The 17,937-nt window shown below is 67.4% G+C and carries 16 protein-coding genes; 6 read left to right on the forward strand and 10 right to left on the reverse strand.

From position 1 onward, the window contains the following. Nucleotides 1-22 precede the first annotated feature (22 nt). Nucleotides 23-1,132, reverse strand: coding sequence for an adenosine deaminase (locus tag AC069H_RS24130; RefSeq protein WP_478233902.1), 1,110 nt, complete (start codon nucleotides 1,130-1,132; stop codon nucleotides 23-25). A 210-nt stretch (nucleotides 1,133-1,342) separates the two neighbouring features. On the opposite strand from AC069H_RS24130, the gene AC069H_RS24135 reads away from it, so the two are divergent. Next, complete coding sequence (locus AC069H_RS24135; RefSeq protein WP_340684609.1) at nucleotides 1,343-2,431, forward strand: PA containing protein; 1,089 nt, start codon at nucleotides 1,343-1,345, stop codon at nucleotides 2,429-2,431. A gap of 432 nt (nucleotides 2,432-2,863) precedes the next feature. On the opposite strand, the gene AC069H_RS24140 is transcribed toward AC069H_RS24135, so the two are convergent. The 6 genes from AC069H_RS24140 to AC069H_RS24165 form a co-directional block, all read right to left on the reverse strand. After that, complete coding sequence (locus tag AC069H_RS24140; protein ID WP_478225093.1) at nucleotides 2,864-4,144, reverse strand: thymidine phosphorylase; 1,281 nt, start codon at nucleotides 4,142-4,144, stop codon at nucleotides 2,864-2,866. After that, the gene (locus AC069H_RS24145; RefSeq protein WP_340684611.1) at nucleotides 4,141-4,530 is read right to left on the reverse strand and encodes a cytidine deaminase; all 390 of its coding nucleotides are present in this window, start codon (nucleotides 4,528-4,530) and stop codon (nucleotides 4,141-4,143) included. The genes AC069H_RS24140 and AC069H_RS24145 overlap by 4 nt, the downstream gene beginning before the upstream one ends. Nucleotide 4,531: 1 nt before the next feature. After that, nucleotides 4,532-5,806, reverse strand: coding sequence for an ABC transporter permease (locus AC069H_RS24150; RefSeq protein ID WP_478225092.1), 1,275 nt, complete (start codon nucleotides 5,804-5,806; stop codon nucleotides 4,532-4,534). After that, nucleotides 5,803-6,900, reverse strand: coding sequence for an ABC transporter permease (locus tag AC069H_RS24155; RefSeq protein ID WP_478225091.1), 1,098 nt, complete (start codon nucleotides 6,898-6,900; stop codon nucleotides 5,803-5,805). The genes AC069H_RS24150 and AC069H_RS24155 overlap by 4 nt, the downstream gene beginning before the upstream one ends. Next, the gene (locus AC069H_RS24160) at nucleotides 6,897-8,474 is read right to left on the reverse strand and encodes an ABC transporter ATP-binding protein (protein ID WP_478233903.1); all 1,578 of its coding nucleotides are present in this window, start codon (nucleotides 8,472-8,474) and stop codon (nucleotides 6,897-6,899) included. Before AC069H_RS24160 ends, AC069H_RS24155 begins: the two co-directional genes overlap by 4 nt. A 77-nt stretch (nucleotides 8,475-8,551) precedes the next feature. Continuing rightward, a complete protein-coding gene (locus AC069H_RS24165) occupies nucleotides 8,552-9,691 on the reverse strand; it encodes a BMP family lipoprotein (RefSeq protein ID WP_340684615.1) in 1,140 nt (379 codons plus the stop codon). Between the two features lie 543 nt (nucleotides 9,692-10,234). Between AC069H_RS24165 and sdhC the strand changes: the two genes are divergently transcribed. From sdhC to AC069H_RS24190, 5 genes are read left to right on the forward strand one after another with little or no spacing between them, the layout of a single operon-like run. Continuing rightward, entirely contained in the window at nucleotides 10,235-10,678 is a 444-nt protein-coding gene (gene sdhC, locus AC069H_RS24170) for a succinate dehydrogenase, cytochrome b556 subunit (protein ID WP_478233904.1), read from the forward strand. Nucleotides 10,679-10,680: 2 nt separating this feature from the next. Further along, nucleotides 10,681-11,100, forward strand: a complete 420-nt coding sequence (locus tag AC069H_RS24175) for a succinate dehydrogenase hydrophobic membrane anchor subunit (protein WP_016331258.1) — start codon at nucleotides 10,681-10,683, stop codon at nucleotides 11,098-11,100. 33 nt (nucleotides 11,101-11,133) lie between these two features. Further along, nucleotides 11,134-12,888, forward strand: coding sequence for a succinate dehydrogenase flavoprotein subunit (gene sdhA / locus AC069H_RS24180; protein ID WP_478233905.1), 1,755 nt, complete (start codon nucleotides 11,134-11,136; stop codon nucleotides 12,886-12,888). After that, the gene (locus AC069H_RS24185) at nucleotides 12,888-13,658 is read left to right on the forward strand and encodes a succinate dehydrogenase iron-sulfur subunit (protein ID WP_378444421.1); all 771 of its coding nucleotides are present in this window, start codon (nucleotides 12,888-12,890) and stop codon (nucleotides 13,656-13,658) included. Before sdhA ends, AC069H_RS24185 begins: the two co-directional genes overlap by 1 nt. 11 nt (nucleotides 13,659-13,669) lie before the next feature. Further along, the gene (locus AC069H_RS24190; protein ID WP_478233906.1) at nucleotides 13,670-14,779 is read left to right on the forward strand and encodes a hypothetical protein; all 1,110 of its coding nucleotides are present in this window, start codon (nucleotides 13,670-13,672) and stop codon (nucleotides 14,777-14,779) included. Between the two features lie 62 nt (nucleotides 14,780-14,841). Here the strand turns inward: AC069H_RS24190 and AC069H_RS24195 are convergent, their stop codons facing one another. The 3 genes from AC069H_RS24195 to AC069H_RS24205 form a co-directional block, all read right to left on the reverse strand. Continuing rightward, on the reverse strand, nucleotides 14,842-16,059 hold the full coding sequence (locus tag AC069H_RS24195; RefSeq protein WP_478233907.1) for a M14 family zinc carboxypeptidase: 1,218 nt from the start codon (nucleotides 16,057-16,059) through the stop codon (nucleotides 14,842-14,844). A 118-nt stretch (nucleotides 16,060-16,177) separates the two neighbouring features. Next, on the reverse strand, nucleotides 16,178-17,590 hold the full coding sequence (locus AC069H_RS24200; RefSeq protein ID WP_478233908.1) for a S8 family peptidase: 1,413 nt from the start codon (nucleotides 17,588-17,590) through the stop codon (nucleotides 16,178-16,180). 78 nt (nucleotides 17,591-17,668) lie between these two features. Then, nucleotides 17,669-17,923: an SCO4848 family membrane protein gene (locus AC069H_RS24205; RefSeq protein WP_478233909.1), complete on the reverse strand. Its 255-nt coding sequence runs from the start codon at nucleotides 17,921-17,923 to the stop codon at nucleotides 17,669-17,671. Nucleotides 17,924-17,937 lie beyond the last annotated feature (14 nt).

Here is a 17,937-nt window from a genome sequence, read left to right on the forward strand (position 1 = left end):
CTACATAGTGAACAATAGTTGGCTATGCTAACGAACGCAAGGACGCATACCCCGGCTTGATGACCGTGTTGATGATGTCGAGCCGCTGGTCGAAATCGAGGAAGGCGGATTTCATCGCATTGATCGTGAACCACTCGAGATCGGCCACCCCGTAGCCGAACGCGTCGCTCAGTGCCGCGAATTCGCTGGTCATCGAGCAGCCGCTCATCAGCCGGTTGTCGGTGTTGACGGTGACCCGGAACCGCAGCCTGGCGAGCAGGCCGAAGGGATGTTCGCCGATCGAGCGCGCCGCCCCCGTCTGGACATTGGACGTGGGACAGATCTCGAGCGGGATCCGCCGGTCGCGGACGTAGGCGGCCAACCGTCCCAAATGGACCGTGCCGTCGCTGTCGGTCTTGATGTCGTCGACGATGCGCACGCCGTGACCGAGCCGCTCGGCGCCACAATGCTGAATCGCCTCCCAAATGGACGCGAGCCCGAACGCCTCACCCGCATGAATGGTGAAATGCGCATTATTCGTCCGCAGGAACTCGAATGCGTCGAGATTTCTGGTAGGCGGAAATCCGTCTTCCGGTCCGGCGATGTCGAACCCGACCACACCGGCGTCGCGGTAGCGGACGGCGAGGCCGGCGATCTCGAGCGCCCTGGCGTGCTGGCGCATCGCGCAGAGCAACGTCCCGACGCGGATCCGGCCGCCGCCGGCCGCCACTCTCCGTTCACCTTCGACGAACCCGGCCTGAATGGCCTCGACCACCGCATCGAGTGACAGTCCGCGTTCGACGAAGAGTTCGGGGGCGTAACGCACCTCGGCGTAGACGACGCCGTCGGCAGCGAGGTCTTCCACCGCCTCGGCGGCCACTCTGACCAGCGCTTCCTCGGTCTGCATGACGCCACACGTATGCGCGAACGTCTCAAGGTACGAGACGAGGGAGCCGGAATCGGCCGCGTCGCGGAACCATCGGCCGAGTTCGACGGGATCGCTGGTCGGCAAGGCCCGATACCCGGTCTGTTCGGCGAGTTCGGCGACCGTGGCGGGCCGCAATCCGCCGTCCAGGTGGTCGTGGAGGAGAACCTTGGGAGCGCGGGCCAGTACCGCCTCCGGGATGCTGGGTCTGCTGCTTTCAGAGGACATACGTAACGGTAACCAGCCTGTCATTCCCCTACATGGTGGTAACTTCCGCGAGCCGGTTAACCCTCGGCTTTGTCGATCACGGGCTGAATCGGCCATCAGGGGCAGAGCTCGGCATTGTCCGATACCCGGGGGCCATACACAGAGCAATTTCGCAATGGATAAGCTTCACGTCACGTCCCTCCCATTTCCCCGCCCACGAAGGACACCGCAGTGACCACTGACAACCACATTGCAGCCCCGTCCTTCGACCGGATGCGCAACATGCTGGTGCGCGCGGCCGAAGTGCGCGAGAGCGAACAGCAGCAGATCTTCGACGCGCTCGACGACATCTACGCACGTCTGGCCCCCGTCGACTCGCTCGGCGCGGTGCGCAAGCGGCTCTCGGAGATGCCCGACCGCACCGAGACCAGCGTGCTCGCCGAACGTCTCGACGAGACCATGTCGCGGCTCGAAGCGCAGGACACCGCGATCGCCGCGCTGACCCGCGCCGTCGAAAGCATCGTCGACAAGCTGGCCAAGCCGTTCGCTCAGCTCGACGGCCGCCTCGACGGCATGGCCGCGCGTCTGGAAGGCGTCGGGGGCCGGATGGACGGGCTCGAGGACAAGCTCCAGAACATCCACCGCCGCCTCGACGAGCTCGGCGCGCACCTCGACAAGCAGGACGTGAGGACCGACGCGCTGCCGCAGTCGGTGATCGGGCCGGTGCGCGAGCGCGTCGAGCAGGCCGAGTCCACCTTGCGGGACCGCGTCGACACCGTCGACCGCGAGCTGCGCACCCGCGTCGAGAACCTCGACAAGGCGACCAAGGAAAGCCTCACCGCGAACACCGAGGCGCTGAAGACCGCGCTGACCGAGACCGGCGAGATGATCGACGCCTCGGAGCGCCTCGACGGCCTCGGCGACCGCCTCGAGAAGGTCACCTCGCGACTGGACGACCTGGCCGAGCGGCTCGACAAGGTCGAGGACGGCTTCACCGGGCGCCTCGGCGACCTCGACGGCTCGATCCGCTCCGGCCTGTCGAAGGTCGAGAGCACGCTGCAGAAGCAGCCGGACACCGACTCGGTCGACTCGCTGGTGCGCAAGAGCAACGACGAGTCCGTGCGCCGCATCGGCGGCCAGCTGGACGAGGCCATGGCGACCTTCGCGGAGCTGATGCTCGGCGGCGGACCGGCCGTGCAGCAGATCGCCCCGCCGCCGCCCGCCCCGCGTCAGCCGCGCCGCAGCTCGCGCAACGGCCGGGCGCCCAAGGCGGCCGACGCCAAGGCGAAGGCCGACGGCGCCGACGAGACCACCGACTGACGCTCTCTTAACGCGTGAAGGCCCCCTTCCTCCGGCTCCGCCGAGGGAAGGGGGCCTTCACGCTTCTCCGGCCACGACCTGCGTTTAGCGGGCTAATCGCGATCCGCCCACCCTCAGGCATTTCGTCCTCTGGATGCGGCAGGGCCCAACCTCGACGAGGGTGCACGTCCGGGGCCCGGCGTCGGTCGGGCCGGGTCGATGTCCCCAATGTGGCATTGGAGGCGCCCAGTGTCCCCAATGCCACATTGGGGACACTGGCTCCCGGCAAGACCCAGCCGCCACGCCCTGCGCCCCAGGCATTTCGTCCTCCGGATGCGGTAGTTGCACGCGCAAGTACCGCATCCAGAGGACTAAATGCGGGCCTTCAGGACACGGGGATCGCGACCAGGGCCGGCACCGCCGACAGATCGCGATTAGGGGGCTAAACGCAGGTCAGGGCCGCACGGTCTCCAGGACGAGCGGAGCGGAGGCCGAGGCCTCCGAGGAGACGGCGTAGGCGTCTTCGAGCGCAGCGAGAGCCGAAGGAACAGCCTCCGGCGTATCGGTGTGCAGCTCCAGCAGCGGCTGCCCCGCCGACACCGTGTCGCCCGGCTTCGCCAGGCACAGGACACCCGCCGCGGCCTGCACCGGATCCTCCTTGCGCGCCCGTCCGGCCCCGAGCCGCCAAGCGGCGACCCCGACCGAGTACGCGTCCAAAGACGTCAAGACACCATCCGAAGGCGCCGAGACGACGTGGACGTGCTTAGGCCGCGGCAGCTCCGCCTCGGGATCCCCGCCCTGAGCGGCGATCATCCGGCACCACGTCTCGTAGGCCTTCCCCGACGCGAGCACCGCCGCCGGGTCCACATCGGACAATCCGGCCAGCGCCAGCATCTCCCTGGCCAAAGCCACGGTCAGCTCGACGACGTCGGCCGGGCCGCCGCCGCGCAGCACCTCGACCGACTCCGCGACCTCGATCGCGTTGCCGACGGCATGCCCCAAGGGCACGTTCATGTCCGTGATCAGCGCCGTCGTCGCGACGCCGTGCGCGGTCCCGATCTCCACCAGCGTCCGCGCGAGTTCGCGGGCCTGCGGAAGCGTCTTCATGAACGCGCCCGAACCGGTCTTCACATCGAGGACCAGCCCGGCCGAGCCCTCGGCGATCTTCTTGCTCATGATCGAGCTCGCGATCAGCGGGATCGACTCCACCGTCGAAGTCACATCCCGCAGCGCGTACAGCTTCTTGTCCGCCGGAGCCAGCCCGGAGGTCGCCGCGCAGACCACCGCGCCGACCTCGTCGAGCTGCCGGATGATCTCCGATGTCGACAAAGAGGCACGCCAGCCCGGAATCGACTCCAGTTTGTCCAGCGTCCCGCCGGTGTGCCCGAGCCCGCGCCCGGACAGCTGCGGCACGGCCGCGCCGCAGGCTGCGACGAGCGGCGCCAGCGGAAGCGTGATCTTGTCGCCGACCCCGCCCGTCGAGTGCTTGTCGATCGTCGGACGGCTGACCTTCAGCTCCAGCCGCTCCCCCGACGAGATCATCGCGCCGGTCCAGCGCGCGATCTCGCCGGAGTCCATCCCCCGCAGGAAGATGGCCATCGCGAGCGCGGCCATCTGTTCCTCGGCGATGTCGCCGCGCGTGTACGCGTCGATCGTCCAGTCGATCTGCTCATCGGTGAGCCGTCCACCGTCCCGCTTCGCGCGGATGACGTCGACGGCGGCGAACGCGCTCATGGCAGGTCATCCGGCCCGAACGCGTCCGGCAGCACCGCGGACATCGGCAGGATGCCACTCGGGGTGTCCACCAGGCAGTCGGATCCGCCGTGCTCGAACAGGATCTGACGGCAGCGCCCGCACGGCATCAGCAGATCACCGGCGCCGCTGCGGCAGGCGACGGCGACGAGCTTGCCGCCGCCGGTCAGCCGCAGCTGCCCCGCCATCGTGCATTCCGCGCACATTCCCAAGCCGTACGAAGCGTTTTCGACGTTGCAGCCGACGACGATCCGGCCGTCGTCCACCACGCCCGCCACACCGACGTGCAGACCCGAGTAAGGCGCGTACGCCGACTTCGCCGCCTCGACGGCCTTAGCCCTCAAGGCTTCCCAGTCGTACTCCGCCATGTCAGTCCTCACCTCGCCGATAGGTGGCGCCGATCGCCTTGGGCGGCCGCAGCCGTTGCGAAGCCACCGCCAGCACGATCAGCGTCACGAAGTGCGCGGTGTACGGGATAAGGTCGCTGGGCAGGTCGTCGTTGGTCCAGTAGATCGCGTACAGCGCGACGGCGCCGACGACACCGAGCGCGGAAGCGATCCACTGACGGCGGAACAACTGCACCGCCACGATCACGGCCAGCAGGATCACCGCGCCGTACAGCAGCGCGAGCACCGCGGTGCCGCCACCGGCGAGCTGGAGGCCGTCCGCGTAACCGAACAGCGCCGCGCCGCCGAGCAGGCCGCCCGGCCGCCAGTTGCCGAAGATCATCGCCGCGAGGCCGATGTACCCGCGGTTGTTGGTCTGGTTCTCCAGATAGTCCGCGCCGCCGGCGAGCAGCACGAGCGACGCGCCACCCATCCCGGCGAGCCCGCCGGAGATGATCATGGCGACGTACTTGTGCAGGTAGACCTTCACGCCGAGGGACTCGGCCGCGACCGGGTTCTCACCGCAGGACCGCAGCCGCAGGCCGAACCGCGTCCGCCACAGCACGAAGTAGCTGATCGGGACCAGCGCGATCGCGATCATCGTCAGCGGCGCGACCTCGGTGACCAGGCCGTTGAGGATGCCGGCGAGGTCGGAGATGAAGACGCGCTGCATCTTCTCCAGATCCGAAAGCCAGTCCGAGAGGAACGTCGCCGAATAGGTGTCGAACTTCGGGACCGGCGGTGACTGGCGCGGGTTCCCCGAAAGCGGGGTGAACACCAGGTTCGCCAGGTACTTCGCGACCCCGAGACCGAGCAGGTTGATCGCCACACCGGAGACGATGTGGTTGACGTTGAAGGTCACCGTCGCGACGGCGTGCAGCAGGCCGCCGAGCGCGCCGAACACGACCGCCGCGATCAGCCCGGCCCAGACACCGCCGTGGTACGCGCCCCAAGCGGCGCCCCAGGTGCCCAGGATCATCATGCCTTCGAGGCCGATGTTGATCACGCCCGCGCGTTCGGCCCAGAGGCCGCCGAGCGCGCAGAGCAGGATCGGCAGCGCCAGCCGCAACGCGGTGTGCGCGGTGTTGGTCGAGGTCAGTGTGTTGACGCCGGTGGCGTACGACGCGATCGCGAGCACACCGACCGCCAGCAGCCCCCAGATGGCTCCCTTGAGCCAGCCGGGCATGCGCCGCTTCGGCGGCTTCACCGGCATGGTGGTCCCACCCGTGTTGGGCGAAAGAACGTCCGCGGTGGTCACACCGCACCTCCCTCGGACACGCTGGAACCCTTGCGGCCGTTGCCTGCCAGCGCGCGACCGACACGACGCTGTTCGGCGGCCAGGTCCGCGCGGCGCACGATCTCGTACGCGATGACGACCGACAGCACGATCACGCCCTGCATGATCGTGGCGATCTCTTTGGACACGTTGATCTGCTCCAGCGACACCGCGGACCGGTCGAGGAACGCCCACAGCAGGGCGCCCAGCGCGATGCCCGCCGGGTGGTTGCGGCCGAGCAGGGCGACCGCGATACCGGTGAAGCCGTACATCTGGGTCGAGGTGATGCCGTAGCTGAAGTCGCGGCCGAGCAGTTCCGGCATCGCGACCAGGCCGGCGACGCCACCGGAAAGCAGCATCGCGATCAGCGTCATCTTCTTGGCGTTCACGCCACCGGCGGCGGCCGCCGTCGTCGATTCGCCGGAGGCCTTCAGCTCGAACCCGAACCGGGTCCGGTTGAGCATGAACCAGTAGGCCGCGCCGATCAGCGCCGCGATGAACACGAAGCCGAACAGCTCACCGGAAAGGATCGGGATCCCCGGGATCCGGCCGGTCTCGGCGATCTCGCGGGTGGCGATGTTGTTGCCGGTCTGCACACCGAACTGGTCCGCGTTGACCAGGAACGCCACGATGCCGCCGACGATCGCGTTCAGCATGATCGTCGAGATGACCTCGGAAACACCGCGGGTCACCTTCAGCACGGCCGGGATGGCCGCGTACAGCATGCCGCTGGCCACCGCGACGACCAGGATCGCCAGCACGTGGATCACCGGCGGCAGCTGCAGTGCCCCGCCGATGATGGCGGTGACGATGGCGGCGAACCGGTACTGACCTTCGACACCGATGTTGAAGAGGTTCATCTGGAAGCCGATGGCCACCGCGAGCCCGGACAGGTAGTAGACCGTCGCGAGGTTCACCGTGTCGACGGCGGTCGAGCCCTTGAAGAGCTGGCCGATCATCGTGCCGTAGGCCTGGAGCGGGTCGGCGCCCGAGATGATCAGCGCGATGGCCGTCAGGATGACCGCGAATACGATCGCGAGCAGAGGCGGCAGCAGCCTCGTACGCCAGCTACTCACGTTGCACCTTCTTCAGTGTCTTCGGAGGCACCCGTCATCGCGGAGCCCAGTTCCTGCGGGGTCACGGTCGCGGGGTCGGCCTCGCCGACCAGTCGTCCGCGCAGCATGACCTGAATGGTGTCGGAAAGCCCGATCAGCTCGTCGAGGTCGGCCGAAACCAGCAGCACGGCCAGCCCGGCCGCGCGCGCCTGGCGGATCTGTTCCCAGATCAACGCCTGCGCGCCGACGTCGACACCGCGCGTGGGATGCGACGCGATCAGCAGGACGGGGTTGCCGGAAAGCTCGCGCCCGACGATCAGCTTCTGCTGGTTACCACCCGAAAGCGCGGCGGCGGGGACATCGATGCCCGGCGTGCGGACGTCGTACTCCTCGACGATGCGGCGGGTGTCCTCCCGCGCGCCGTCGATGTCGAGCAACTGTCCTTTCGCGACCGGCTTGCGGGTCTGGTAGCCGAGGATCCGGTTGACCCACAAGGGTTGCCTGAGCAGAAGGCTGTGCCGTGTGCGGTCTTCGGCGATGTAGCCGATCCCGGCCTCGCGGCGGGCGAGCGTCCCCAGTTTGTGCAGTTCGACGGTCTTGCGGTCGGCCCCGGTCAGTTCGATCCGGCCGCCGCCCTTGCGCATGCCCATGATCGTCTCGACGAGTTCGGTCTGGCCGTTGCCTTCGACGCCGGCGATCCCGAGCACTTCACCCGCGTGCACGGTGAAGGAGATGTGGTCGAGCACGTTGCGCTCGGAGCCCTCGACGCTCAAGCAGACGTCGTCCAGGCGGAGGACGTCCCGATCGGTCACCGTGGATTCGCGGGTCTCCGGACTGGGCAGCTCCGTGCCGACCATCATCTCGGCCAGCTGACGTGAGGTGATCGTCTTCGGATCCGCCGTGCCGACGGTGGTGCCGCGGCGGATCACGGTGACCGTGTCGGCGATCGCGCGCACCTCGTCGAGCTTGTGCGAGATGAAGATGAAGGTGAAGCCGTCCTTCTGCATGGCGCGGACGGTCTCGAACAGCGCGTCGACCTCCTGCGGGACGAGCACCGCGGTGGGCTCGTCGAGGATGATGATCCGGGCGCCGCGGTAGAGCACCTTCACGATCTCCACGCGCTGGCGGTCGGCGACGCCGAGTTCTTCGAGCAGCGCGTCCGGCCGGGCGTGCAGGCCGACGCGTTCGGCCAGCTCCGCCAGCTTCGCCCTGGCCGCGCGGCCGATGCCGTGCAGGTTCTCCGCGCCGAGGAAGACGTTCTCCCCGACGGTCAGGTTGTCGGCCAGCATGAAGTGCTGGTGGACCATCCCGATCCCGGCCTTGATGGCGTCCTGCGGGTTGCGCAGTTTCACCGGTTCGCCGTTGATCGCGATGTCGCCCTCGTCCGGCTGCTGCATGCCGTAGAGGATCTTCATCAGGGTCGATTTGCCCGCGCCGTTTTCGCCGCAGACAGCGTGCACCTCGCCCTTGGTGACGGTGAGGTTGACGTCGGAGTTGGCGACGACACCGGGGAACCGCTTCGTGATCCCGGTCAGCTGCACGGCCGGTTCACCCCGGTCGGGGGCGTCGGTGACCTCGGCCTGGGGAGCGCTCATGAAAAGCCATCCAGTTCTGGGTAAACAGGTTGGGGCTCGGAAGGGGTTACCCTCCCGAGCCCCGTACCTGGTGAAGCTTACTTCTGCGGCTTGTCCGAGACGGTGATCGCCCCGGAGACGATCTGCGCCTTGTACCCGTCGAGGACGTCCTTGATGTCGTCGACCTTGCCACCGGAGGTGGCGTAGCCGATGCCGTCGACCTTGAGGTCGAACCGCTTCGGCAGCGACGTCAGGTCGCCCTTCGCCAGCGCGCGCAGGTAGTCGAACACCGCCACGTCGACGCGCTTGAGCATCGAGGTGATGATGACGTCCTTCGACGCCTCGACCGTCTTCTGGTTGTACTGGTCGGAGTCGACGCCGATGGCGAACGCGTTGTTCGACTTCGCGGCCTCGAAAACGCCCTTACCGGAGGCGCCGGCGGCGTGATAGATCACGTCCGCGCCCTTGGCGATCTGGGCGGCGGCCTTCACGTTGCCCTTCGCCGGGTCCTGGAACCCGGAGAAGTCACCGGCCGGGGTGAGGTACTCGTCCTCGATCTTGGCCTTGGTCGAAGCGGCCTTCACACCCTGGAGGAAGCCGGCCTCGAACTTCTGGATCAGCGGCGTGTTCACGCCACCGACGAAGCCGACGTGGCACTTCTTCGACTTGTAGGCGGCGGCGACACCGGCCAGGAACGAGCCCTGCTCCTCGGCGAAGACGAGCGAGGTGACGTTCGGGGCCTTGACGGAGTCGTCGTCGACGATCGCGAACTGGGTGTTCGGGTACTTCGGCGCGATGGCGCCGACGGCCTTGGCGTAGGCGAAGCCGACCGCGATGATCGGGCTGAAGCCCTGCGAAGCGAGCTGGTCGAGACGCTGCGACTTGGCGGCCTCGTCCTCGGTCGCGGCGGCGGTGCTTTCGGTGACCGTCGTGACGCCGAGCTCGGCCTTCGCCTTGTCGGTACCGGCGGCGGCGGAGTCGTTGAACGACGCGTCGCCGCGGCCGCCGACGTCGAAGGCCAGCGCGACCTTGAGCTTGCTGCCGTCGACCTTCTCGGTCGACTGCGCGGAGCTGCTCGACGCGGCCGGCGCGGCGGGCGGCTTCGGCGCCGTCACGCAGCTGGCGGACTGGTCCCCAGAGCCCGCGTTGTTGTTGTTCCCCGCACCTGAATCCTTCGCGCATCCGGCCAGTACCAGAGCACCGGCCATGGCGGCGGCGGCCAGCGCGGTTCCACGCATGCGACGCAACGTGTGTCTCCCTCCCCGCTGATCCAGCGGATGGTCCGAAGAAAGCGACCCGGCGACGCTGCCGGGTTCGACCGAGAGACGGTACCTAACGGCCGCTTTGCCGCCATAGGAAAGGCACGCTACGTAACACAAACGTTTACTCATGAGTCGTACGCGCGACGAATGGAGTACTCACCGTGATCACAACGGAGTAATCGCAGGCAGCACTCGGCCCACCGGCCGCGGGGAAGACCCAAGATCGTCACGCACCGTTCAGGGTGCCCCCCGACAACCCTCGCGTCCACAGTGGACGAACCGGTGAGTTACCGGCCCGCATCACCCGATCGGGCAAGGGTCCCGATGTCTGGTCCATCACACAGAGGAACCCGGAGGTGAGCCCACCGTGAGGTGCGGGTCTAGCATCCCTGGTATCCACGCTCGATGACCATGATCTCGGCACCGTCGCCGGAGCCGTCCCCAGGTGGACGTCCCGGCGGCAGGCGCGGAAACCAGCGGTCAACGGGCCCAAGCCATGACGTTGGAGGCCGTTCACCGATGTCCACCACGGCTAGCACCGCCACCGAGGCGGCCGCGAGCGATCGGGCGGGTGCCTCACGCCGGCAAGGGACCTTCTACCGGGGCGACCCCGGTATGTGGTCCTGGGTGCTGCACCGCATCACCGGCGTGCTGACATTCTTCTTCCTTTTCGTGCACGTGCTCGACACCGCGCTCGTGCGCGTGTCGCCCGACACGTACAACGAGGTCATCGAGACCTACAAGACCCCGCTGGTCAACCTCCTCGAGGTCGGCCTGGTCGGCGCGGTGCTGTTCCACGCGCTCAACGGCATCCGGGTCATGCTGGTCGACTTCTGGGAGAAGGGATCGAAGTTCCAGAAGCCGATGCTCTGGACCATCCTGGCCATCTGGGTCGTGGTGATGATTCCCGGTGCCTTCTTCATGATGAAGCGCACCGTCGAAGTTATGTTCGGGGGGCACTGACCATGGCAACCGAAGTTCTCGCACTCGACAAGCCGCGTTCGCCGAAGCGCCCGGCCGCCCGCCGCAGCAACTTCGAGCTCTACAGCTGGCTGTTCATGCGCATCTCGGGCCTCGCGCTGGTCGTGCTGGTGCTCGGCCACCTGTTCATCATGAACATCCTCGACGGTGGCGTGCACCGCATCAACTGGGGCTTCGTCGCCGGCCGCTGGGCCTCGCCGTTCTGGCAGTTCTGGGACCTGTCGATGCTCTGGCTCGCCGAGATCCACGGCGGCAACGGGCTGCGGACGATCATCGACGACTACGCCCGCAAGGACAGCACCCGGTTCTGGCTGAAGATCGTGCTCTACGTCTCGATGGTGCTGATCCTCGCCGTCGGCACGATGGTGATCTTCACCTTCGATCCCGGCATCTCGGCCAACTGACGGCCCCACCACACACGTAAAGCGGAGTTCTCAATGCAGTTCCACAAGTACGACGTGGTGATCGTCGGCGCCGGTGGCGCCGGCATGCGCGCGGCCATCGAATCCGGCCAGCGTGCCCGCACCGCGGTGCTCACCAAGCTCTACCCGACGCGTTCGCACACCGGCGCCGCCCAGGGCGGTATGTGCGCCGCGCTGGCGAACGTCGAAGAGGACAACTGGGAGTGGCACACCTTCGACACGATCAAGGGCGGCGACTACCTGGTCGACCAGGACGCCGCCGAGATCATGGCGAAGGAAGCCATCGACGCGGTCCTCGACCTCGAGAAGATGGGCCTGCCGTTCAACCGGACGCCCGAGGGCAAGATCGACCAGCGCCGTTTCGGCGGGCACACCCGTGACCACGGCAAGGCCGCGGTGCGCCGCGCCTGCTACGCCGCGGACCGCACCGGGCACATGATCCTGCAGACGCTCTACCAGAACTGCGTCAAGCACGGCACCGAGTTCTTCAACGAGTTCTACGTGCTCGACCTGGTGCTGACCCCGGACGAGGACGGCAACCCGATCGCGTCCGGCGTCGTCGCCTACGAGCTGGCGACCGGTGAGCTGCACGTCTTCCAGGCGAAGTCGATCGTGTTCGCCACCGGCGGCGCGGGCAAGATCTTCAAAACCACGTCGAACGCGCACACCCTCACCGGTGACGGCCTCGGCATCATCTTCCGCAAGGGCCTGCCGCTGGAGGACATGGAGTTCTTCCAGTTCCACCCGACAGGTCTGGCCGGGCTCGGCATCCTCATCTCCGAGGCCGTGCGCGGTGAGGGCGGCATCCTCCGCAACGCCGATGGCGAGCGGTTCATGGAGCGCTACGCCCCCACCATCAAGGACCTCGCGCCGCGCGACATCGTCGCCCGGTCGATGGTGCAGGAAGTGCTGCAGGGCCGCGGTTGCGGGCCGAACAAGGACTACGTCGTCCTCGATGTCACGCACATCCCGGAAGAGACGCTGAACGCGAAACTGCCGGACATCATGGAGTTCTCGCGGACGTACCTGGGCGTCGACCCGGTCACCGAACCGGTGCCGGTGTTCCCGACCTGCCACTACGTGATGGGCGGTATCCCGACCAACGTCCACGGCGAGGCGTTGCGGGACAACGAGAACGTCATCCCCGGCCTGTACGCCGCGGGTGAGGTGGCGTGTGTGTCCGTGCACGGCTCGAACCGGCTCGGCACCAACTCGCTGCTCGACATCAACGTGTTCGGCCGCCGCGCCGGCATCGCCGCCGCCGAGTACGCGCTGGCGCACGAGCACGTCGAACTGCCGGAGAACCCGACTCGCGTGGTGGAAGACCAGCTCGCGCTGCTGCTTTCGGAGCACGGTGACGAGCGCGTCGCCGACATCCGCACCGAGCTGCAGCGGACCATGGACTCGCACGCCTCGGTGTACCGCACGGAGGACACTCTCAAGCAGGCGCTGACCGACGTGCAGGCGCTGAAGGAGCGGTACAGCCGGATCACCGTGTCGGACAAGGGGAAGCGGTACAACACCGACGTCCTCGAGGCCGTCGAGCTGGGCTTCCTGCTCGAACTGGCCGAGGTCCTCGTCGTCGGCGCCCTGGCGCGTAAGGAATCCCGCGGTGGGCACGCGCGCGAGGACTACCCGAACCGCGACGACACGAACTTCATGCGGCACACCATGGCCTACAAGCAGGGTGAAGGCCTGACGGCCGACGTCCGCCTCGACTACAAGCCGGTGACCTTCACCCGCTACGAACCGATGGAGCGGAAGTACTGATGACCACGGCCACCCCCGAGAAGTCGGAGGCCGTGTCCTCCGACCACACGCCGATCACCGTCACGCTGAAGATCCTCCGGTTCAACCCCGAAGTCGACACCGAGCCGCACTGGGAGTCCTACGACGTCCCGGCGCAGCGCACCGACCGGCTGCTGAACCTGCTCTTCTACGTGAAGGACTACATCGACGGGACGTTCTCGTTCCGGCGCTCGTGCGCGCACGGCGTCTGCGGTTCCGACGCGATGCAGATCAACGGCATCAACCGGCTGGCGTGCAAGGTCCTGATGAAGGACCTGCTGGAGACCAATGGCAAGAAGACGACCATCACCATCGCGCCGATCAAGGGTCTGACCACGCTCAAGGACCTTTACGTCGACATGGACCCGTTCTTCGAGGCGTACAAGGCCGTCAAGCCGTACCTCATCGCCTACGGGAACGAGCCCACGCGCGAGCGGATCCAGTCGCAGGCCGACCGCGACCGGTTCGACGACACGACCAAGTGCATCCTGTGCGCCTGCTGCACGTCCTCGTGCCCGGTGTACTGGAACGACGGCTCGTACTTCGGTCCGGCCGCGATCGTCAACGCGCACCGGTTCATCTTCGACTCGCGTGACGAAGGCGCCGAAGAGCGTTTGGACATCCTGAACGACTCCGAGGGTGTCTGGCGCTGCCGGACGACGTTCAACTGCACCGATGCCTGCCCGCGCGGTATCCAGGTCACCAAAGCAATCCAGGAAGTCAAACGCGCCCTGCTCTTCAAGCGCGTCTGACGGAGCGGTCCGTGAAGGCCTCCTTCCCTACCCTCAAGGTAGGGAAGGAGGCCTTCACGGCGTTCGGGGGGGGGGGTTATCCACAAGACCCCAGTTATCCACAGGTTCGCGAAGTGAGGCTGTCGCGGACGGCGACCGGCGGTCAGGCTGGCCACGTGGTCAAAAGAGGAAGATGGGCCCAGCATCCCGAACTGCTGCTGGCACGGAGCCACAATGGCGTCGTCCGGGTCGCCGACCTGGAATCACTGGAGATGCCCAGCAAGACCATCTACCACCGATGCTTGCCCGGTGGGCCATGGCAGCGGCTCCTTCCCGGAATCGTCCTGTTGCATGATCAGCAGCCGACCTCGTCGGAGTTGGTGACGGCAGCGCTGCTCTATTCGGGCGCGAAGGCGATGCTCACCGGCGTCGAAGCCTGCAGGCTCCACGGCCTGCGCCCGTCCGCACTTCCGGACGATCAGGGGCTGCACCTGCTGATCCCGCACGAGCGGAAGATCCGAAGCGTCGGGTTCGTAACCACGGAACGCACTTTGCGATTGCCGCCGCCGACGACACGGAACGGGGTACCGCTCGCGCCTTTGATCCGTGCCACAACTGACGCGGTGCGGCGATTCACTGATCCGCAGTCGTCGGAAGAGCTGCTCATCGAGGCGATCCAGCAGGGCAAGTGTCACCCGAAGGCGCTACTGGGGGAACTGAATCACGGCACACAGCGAGGAACCGCTGTGCCCAGGCGGCTCTTGAACGACTGGGTGGACATCCGCTCAATGGCCGAATCACGGGCGAAGGTGCTCAGCCGTCGGCTGGAAAACCCTCCAAGTCATTGGAATGCCGAGCTCTTCGACGTTTCCGGCAAGTATCTGGGACGGCCTGACGCGTGGTGGGACGATGTCGGCCTCGTCTGGGAAATCGACTCGTTCGAATTCCATTTCCGCCGAGCTGGATATCAGCGGACTGTGGACCGGAACACCCGATACGCGACTTCCGGGCTCGTCGTCGTGCAGACGCTGCCTTCGCAACTGCTGAACGATCCGGCCGCCGTGGTCTCGGATCTGGAGACAGCGTGGCAGGTCGCTGCTTCCCGCCCACGCCCCCAGGTCCATCTCGCTACGGCTGCCTGATGGTCCGTGAAGGCCCCCTTCCCTACTCTCAGGGTAGGGAAGGGGGCCTTCACGGAAAGCCGCTACTCCAGCACCCGAGCGAGAGCGGCCGAGTCGGCTGTACCCGGCAGCCGGTCGAAGTCCTCCGGGTCGATGTACCCGACAGCGCCCGTGCTCACGTCCCGCAGCATGTTGTACAGCCCCGCCATCACCGCGCGCGTGAACCGCTCCCGGTGCTGCTGCCCGAGCGTCTGCGTCTGCCCGCGTACCTCGAACAGCACCGTCCCCGTCCCGTTCAGCGCGAACGAACACCGCGCCTGCCCCGGCAGATCCCGGTCCGGCGCGTGCGGATACCGCGCCCCGACGAAACCGCGCGACGTCATCCCGTTGAACGCGCTGATCGCCAGCTGCCGCGATTCGTCCTTTGTGTACACATCGCGGTACTTCGCGTACTTCTGGCCGGGCTCGAAGAACTTGTCGGGCAGCGGCGGGTAGTCGATGCCGACGTCGAGCAGCCGGTTGCTGCCTTCCTGCCGGACGCAGGCGCCTTGATGGTGCAGATCGACATAGACGTCGGGCACCTTCCCCCGCGAAGCGGTCAGATCCAGGTAAACCGAACGCAGCGCCCGCGCCTCGGGCGTGACGAACCACCCCGGCTGGTCCGGCGCGCCCGGGAAGTCCTCCGCGCGCGGGACGTAGGCCAGGTCCGGGTTGAAGTCGCGGTTGACGTCGAATCCCGGCCGCTTGCGGTAGTCGTCGCCTTGGAGGACGCCGCTGAGGTAGTTCCAGGCGGGCGGCCGGTCCTTCAGCTGAGGGAACTTCCGCTGCACCTCCGCCCACGAAAGGTCGTTGCCGCGCCGGTCGAGTTCGGCGCCGTCCGGGTTCAGTTTCGGCACCGCGACGAAGGTGATGGTCTTCCGCAGCCGCTCGGCGTCCCGCGACTCCGACGTGCCGAGGTAGTCGAGGATGCGCAGCAGGGCGTCGGTGCCGGTCTTCTCGTTTCCGTGGATCTCGCTGGAGACCACGAAGACCTCCGGTCCGGTCCCGACCATCGCCTGGTGAATCACCCGGCCGCGGTTCGACCGCCCGGCCTCCTTGACCGTCACCCGCCCTTTGCTCACCCGTTCGAGCCTGCCGAGTTCCCGCACCATCTCGTGATAGTCGGTGAACTCGTCGATGGGGAGTTCCCGCGGCTCGTCGCTGCAGGGCGCCACCGGAGCCGCCACCGCCGCGGGCGCGCTCACGAGCGGGAGCATCGCCAGCCCCAGCACCACGGGAACCAACCGACCGGACAACGACATCGTGAACTCCCCACTGTCGAAGGTGCTCACAACGTAGCGAGGACACCATCGGAAGGGCCAGGAAAACGAAACCGGGGCCGTCCCACGAACGTGGACCGGCCCCGGCGATCGCGCGAAACTACTTCACCGCGTCCAGAGCGTTGACGCGGCCGTGGCCGTAGTACGAGTTGTCCTTCTCCGGACCTTCACAGACCGGCGCCGCAGTCCCGCACGGAACCGCATCCGCCTGGTGCTCCAGCAGCCACCTCAGCGCCGCGGGCGGAGCGTGCCGGAAACGGGACGCCAGCAGCGCGGCGACACCGGCGACGTGCGGAGACGCCATCGAGGTCCCGCACTTGGCGCCGTAGCCGCCGTTGAAGATGGTCGACAGCGGGCAACCCACCCCCTGGCCGGCGGGCGGCAGCTGGGCGCGGTCGCCGCCGGGGGCGGTGACCGAAACGTCGTCACCGTAGTTGCTGTACGACGACTTCGTGCCCGCGTAGCCGATGGCCGAGACGTTGACGACGCCGTCGATGGCCTTGGGCAGGATGCCGCAGCTCTCGTCGACCGGGTGCGGACGGTTCGGGTCGGTGGTCTGCTCGTCCGGGTCGAAACCGCTGTTGCCGGCGGCGGCGACGTTCAGCACGCCGCGGCCGGTCGAGTAGGACACCGCGCGGCGGACGGCCTCGTACGCGGCCGCGTCGCCCGGCTCCTTCGAGCAGTAGAACATGCCCGGGTCGATGTAGTAGCTGTTGTTCGTGACCGGGAAGCGGTGCTTCGCCGCCCACATGAACCCGCACACCGCGGCCTCGGGGAGGATCAGGCCGTCGTCGTTCACGACCTTCACCGACGCCAGCTTGACGCCGGGCGCGACACCGGTGAAGCCGCGTGCGGCGTCCTTGCCCGCGATCGTGCCGGCGACGTGCGTGCCGTGGTCGGAGTTCGTGGGTGCCCAGGCGGCGGGCGTGGTGTCGGGCGCGCCGCTGTTGCAGCCTGCCGACACCTTCGGGTCGAGGGCCGCCTTCAGCGCGGGGTGGGTGGGCTCGATGCCCGAGTCCAGCACGCCGACGGTCACCGACCGGCTGCCACCGGAGATCTTGTTCGCCTCGGGAGCCTGGATCGCCCGCATGTCCCACTGCTGGGCCGACAGGTCCTCTTCGACGGCGACGCTGGTGGTCTCTTCGTTTTCCTTGGTGTCGACCACGGCGGAGCGGGTCGAGCGGGTGGTGGCCGCGGGCGGGAACGCGACGTCACGGCCGCCCGAGTAGGCGCGGAAGACGCCGATCTTCGCCTGGAAGTCGGCGTTGCGCGAGGTCGCGACCGCGACCCCGATCTCCGGGTAGTACGCGACCTTCTCGCCGCACTTGGCGCGCAGTTCGTTGTCGACCTTGCGCTCCGGGGTGCGCGGGTCGTAGAGCACCACGTAGTTGAACGGGGCGCTCGCGGTGTCGCACTGCGGCGCGGGCGCGGCGCTCGCCGACGGAGCCGCGAACACGCTTCCCGCCGCCGCCGCGACGAGCGCGGGGACGAGCAGGCGTCTGATCCGGGACATTCCACCTCCATGATTCGGTGGAGTGAACGTAAGGGAGCCGAAGGCCGGCCACCACCGTCAAAAGGACGACAAACCTGATCAGGCGTCAGCCTTTTCCGCGTCCCGTGACTCGGCGCCACGCAGCGTGCGCAGACCGATGAGCCCGATGATGGTGCCGAGCACGAACGAGACGACCGTCAGCACGGCGTGCACGATGAAGTAGGCGGTGGGCGAGCCGTCCGCGGCCCAGGCGCGGTCACTGTCCCAGAGGTTCTTGGCGAACGTGATCCAGATGATCCACGACCACACGCCGAAACCCAGCAGGAACATCGAAGTACCTCGCGAAATGCGCATGCCCCTGAGTATGC

The sequence above is a fragment of the Amycolatopsis sp. NPDC043887 genome (assembly GCF_056435665.1).

Bases quoted from the DNA above. Each gene is read 5' to 3' on its own strand.
- AC069H_RS24130 (WP_478233902.1), bottom strand. From the start codon at position 1,132: ATGTCCTCTGAAAGCAGCAGACCCAGCATCCCGGAGGCGGTACTGGCC.
- AC069H_RS24140 (WP_478225093.1), bottom strand. From the start codon at position 4,144: ATGAGCGCGTTCGCCGCCGTCGACGTCATCCGCGCGAAGCGGGACGGT.
- AC069H_RS24145 (WP_340684611.1), bottom strand. From the start codon at position 4,530: ATGGCGGAGTACGACTGGGAAGCCTTGAGGGCTAAGGCCGTCGAGGCG.
- AC069H_RS24160 (WP_478233903.1), bottom strand. From the start codon at position 8,474: ATGAGCGCTCCCCAGGCCGAGGTCACCGACGCCCCCGACCGGGGTGAA.
- AC069H_RS24165 (WP_340684615.1), bottom strand. From the start codon at position 9,691: ATGCGTGGAACCGCGCTGGCCGCCGCCGCCATGGCCGGTGCTCTGGTA.
- sdhC (WP_478233904.1), top strand. From the start codon at position 10,235: ATGTCCACCACGGCTAGCACCGCCACCGAGGCGGCCGCGAGCGATCGG.
- AC069H_RS24175 (WP_016331258.1), top strand. From the start codon at position 10,681: ATGGCAACCGAAGTTCTCGCACTCGACAAGCCGCGTTCGCCGAAGCGC.
- sdhA (WP_478233905.1), top strand. From the start codon at position 11,134: ATGCAGTTCCACAAGTACGACGTGGTGATCGTCGGCGCCGGTGGCGCC.
- AC069H_RS24185 (WP_378444421.1), top strand. From the start codon at position 12,888: ATGACCACGGCCACCCCCGAGAAGTCGGAGGCCGTGTCCTCCGACCAC.
- AC069H_RS24195 (WP_478233907.1), bottom strand. From the start codon at position 16,059: ATGTCGTTGTCCGGTCGGTTGGTTCCCGTGGTGCTGGGGCTGGCGATG.
- AC069H_RS24200 (WP_478233908.1), bottom strand. From the start codon at position 17,590: ATGTCCCGGATCAGACGCCTGCTCGTCCCCGCGCTCGTCGCGGCGGCG.
- AC069H_RS24205 (WP_478233909.1), bottom strand. From the start codon at position 17,923: ATGCGCATTTCGCGAGGTACTTCGATGTTCCTGCTGGGTTTCGGCGTG.